We start from the raw sequence: 3,028 nt of genomic DNA on the forward strand, positions 1-3,028 counted from the left end.
TGTCGCGGGTGGTGCCGGCGATGTCGGTTACGATGGCGATGTCGTCGCCCGCCAAGGCGTTGAGCAGGCTGGATTTGCCGACGTTGGGCGCGCCGACGAGGACGACGTTCATGCCTTCGCGCAAAATTGCGCCTTGTTCCGCACTGGCGAGGACGGTTTTCAGACGGCCTTGCAGGGCTTGGAGCTTGCCGCGCGCGTCGGCGGCTTCGAGAAAGTCAATGTCTTCTTCGGGAAAGTCCAGCGTGGCTTCGACCAACATCCGCAGGGTAATAAGGTCGTCCACCAGCTCGTGTATGTGTTGGGAAAACGCGCCTTTGAGCGAACGCAACGCCATGCGTGCTGCGGACTTGCTGGAGGCGTCGATGAGGTCGGCGACGCTTTCGGCTTGGGCAAGGTCGAGTTTGTTGTTGAGGAAGGCACGTTTGGTAAATTCGCCCGGCTCCGCCATGCGCGCGCCCAGTTCGAGGCAGCGCGAAAGCAGCATGTCCATTACCACAGGGCCGCCGTGCCCCTGCAATTCAATCACGTCTTCGCCGGTAAAGCTGGCGGGGGCGGCGAAGTAGAGCAGAATGCCGTTGTCTATCGGCTGCCCGTCGCCGCCGAGAAAGTCGGTGTAAAGCGCGGTACGCGGTTTGGGCGTTTTGCCACCGCTGAGGGTTTGCGCCAAAGGCAGCAGGTTTTTGCCGGAAAGACGGATCACGCCGACGCCGCCGCGTCCGGGTGCGGTAGCGATGGCGGCGATGGTGGGTTGGGTTGCGGACATGAGAACTCGCGTATAGGTAAATTTAATGTGCGTATTATAGCAAAAGGCCGTCTGAAACTTTGGGTTTCAGACGGCCTTTAAATTAAGACGATTAAACAGCGGCGACGGTAAAGCGTTCAAACAAATGCGCTTTGTTTTCCACATCGTCAGCGATGGCAATCGCTAAATCCGCCACGCTGATGCCTGCCGGAATTTCACCATCCATCAGCAAATCGTCTTTGCCCAAGCGGTATTTGCCGGTTTTGTCTTCGCTGAAACCGCCGGTAACACCCAGTCGTGCAGGAGGGGAAACGAAAGACCAGTTCACGTCACGGCGCGGCAGGAGTTCTGCCAAAAGATGGCGTGCGGCATTGGCGCCGTCGAAAATTTCTTTCGGGAAGTCAGGCGTATCGATAAGTTGCAAACCGGGTGCCACATACAGGCTGCCTGCGCCGCCGACGATTAAGAGATATGGCACTTGCGCTGCTTTTGCCGCTTCGACAATATTGTTTGCGCCGCGTGTGAAATCTGCGCCGATGTTCGGATTGGTCCAGCCCGGATTGAACGCGCTGACCACGGCATCAAAACCGGCCAGTTTGTCGGCAAAATCTGCTGCGTTGACATCTGCGGAGACAGCGGCAACATTTTGCGCTTGGAAAACTTTGTCTGTGTTGCGGGCGAAAGCGGTTACTTCATGACCGCGGCCTGCCAATTCTTGAACGACTGCGTTGCCGACATAACCTGTTGAACCGATAACTGCGATTTTCATGTTTAACTCCTTGTGGGGTGTGATTGATTTGATGAGTGCATTGTAAGGCCGTCTGAAACGTTTGATAATCCCTAATTTACTGTTATGATTGTGAAGTTAAACTAAACAATCGAAACAGAATGCAAGACATCAAACCCCTGCTTGTTTTCGCCGCCGTCCTCGAACACGGCAGCATGAACGCTGCCGCTGCTGCGCTGGGTATGACCCCGTCGGCGGTCAGCCAGCACATCAACCGCCTCGAAACCCTGCACGGCATCAAGCTGTTAAACCGCAGCACGCGCAGCCTTGCGCCGACCGATGCTGGCCGCGCGTTGGGCGAATACTGCCGCCGCCTAGCCGCCACGCTTACCGATACGCGTACCGTTATCGACAACCTCAAAACCGAACCCGTCGGCGAATTGCGCATTTCCCTGACTTCCACGGTCATTGAATCCCGCGCTTTTCAGACGGCATTTTCAAGATTGCAAACCGAGTTTCCCAAAATCCGCCCCATCCTTAATTTCAGCGATACCTTGGACGACCTGCAACATAATCAGACCGACATCGCCATACGCGGCGGCGACCGGGCTTTGGACGATCCCAACTTGGTTGCGCGCCATCTCGTGACGTGGCCGTATATGATTTGTGCCGCGCCCGATTATCTCGATCGCCATCCGACCATTACCCATCCCTCTCAGCTTTATGCGCACCGCTGGCTGCATTTTTTACCTGTACGCACCACCTTGCAAAATGGTGAAGAAAGCTATTTCCTCGATGTCGCCGACAGCATTGCCTGCACGCATCTTGCCGCCGTCCGCGGCCTGACCGAACGCGGTTTCGGTTTGTCTTTGCAAGTGGGCGGCGAAGTGAGGGAGAAAATTGCGCAAGGCCGTCTGAAAGCGGTTTTGCCTGAATGGACATTACCACCGGTCAGCCTTTATTTGGTAACGCCTTATCGTGTGCAGTCTGCCAAAACCGAGGTTGCTGTGCGCATTTTTACCGAGAGTTTTGCCAAGGAAGGGGATTTATGAACGCGGAAAATTGGAGCGTTTACCTGATTTTGTGCGAAAACGGTGCGTTTTATTGCGGTATCAGCAACCGTCCGCAAGAGCGATTTGTGGCACATTTGTCAGGAAAAGGCGCGAAATACACGCGTTTGAACAAGCCTGTCGAGATGCGCATCGTTTCAGACGGCCTCTCCAAAAGCGAAGCGCTGAAACGGGAAATCGGTATTAAGAAATTGACGGCAGAGCAGAAGCGGAGATTGTGGGCGGAAGCTGAAACATTGGCAAAAGGTTAATGACGGCAATGGATTAAATTGTAGTCGGGATATGAATAACCACATAAATAGGTAAGCCTGCTGGTATCTTTTGCATAGCCAAGCGGCAAATGTTTATTAACATGATTCAAAAAGGCCGTCTGAAACCTGATTGGGGTTCAGGCGGCCTTTTGGGGATAAGAGGCGGTTTAATGCTTATGGTATTATCTGGAAAGTTTGTAAAAAGTTGAATTTAAAAAGAAACTTTAAAAATTAAGAG

4 protein-coding genes are annotated in these 3,028 nt (G+C 53.8%); 2 read left to right on the forward strand and 2 right to left on the reverse strand.

Annotation, left to right across the window (positions count from 1 at the left end):
* Nucleotides 1–763 (reverse strand): tRNA modification GTPase (locus ACTHUT_RS16790; RefSeq protein ID WP_440419131.1); only part of this gene is annotated, 763 nt, incomplete at its 3' end.
* A 91-nt stretch (nucleotides 764–854) separates the two neighbouring features.
* A complete protein-coding gene (locus tag ACTHUT_RS16795; protein WP_250599507.1) occupies nucleotides 855–1,511 on the reverse strand; it encodes an NAD(P)-dependent oxidoreductase in 657 nt (218 codons plus the stop codon).
* A 119-nt stretch (nucleotides 1,512–1,630) separates the two neighbouring features.
* Between ACTHUT_RS16795 and ACTHUT_RS16800 the strand changes: the two genes are divergently transcribed.
* The gene (locus ACTHUT_RS16800) at nucleotides 1,631–2,521 is read left to right on the forward strand and encodes a LysR family transcriptional regulator (RefSeq protein WP_250599509.1); all 891 of its coding nucleotides are present in this window, start codon (nucleotides 1,631–1,633) and stop codon (nucleotides 2,519–2,521) included.
* Nucleotides 2,518–2,790 carry a GIY-YIG nuclease family protein gene (locus tag ACTHUT_RS16805; RefSeq protein ID WP_250599511.1) on the forward strand — a complete coding sequence of 91 codons (273 nt, stop codon included), beginning with the start codon at nucleotides 2,518–2,520 and terminating at the stop codon, nucleotides 2,788–2,790. The genes ACTHUT_RS16800 and ACTHUT_RS16805 overlap by 4 nt, the downstream gene beginning before the upstream one ends.
* Nucleotides 2,791–3,028 lie beyond the last annotated feature (238 nt).

Source organism: Neisseria sp. P0022.S010 (assembly GCF_051956635.1).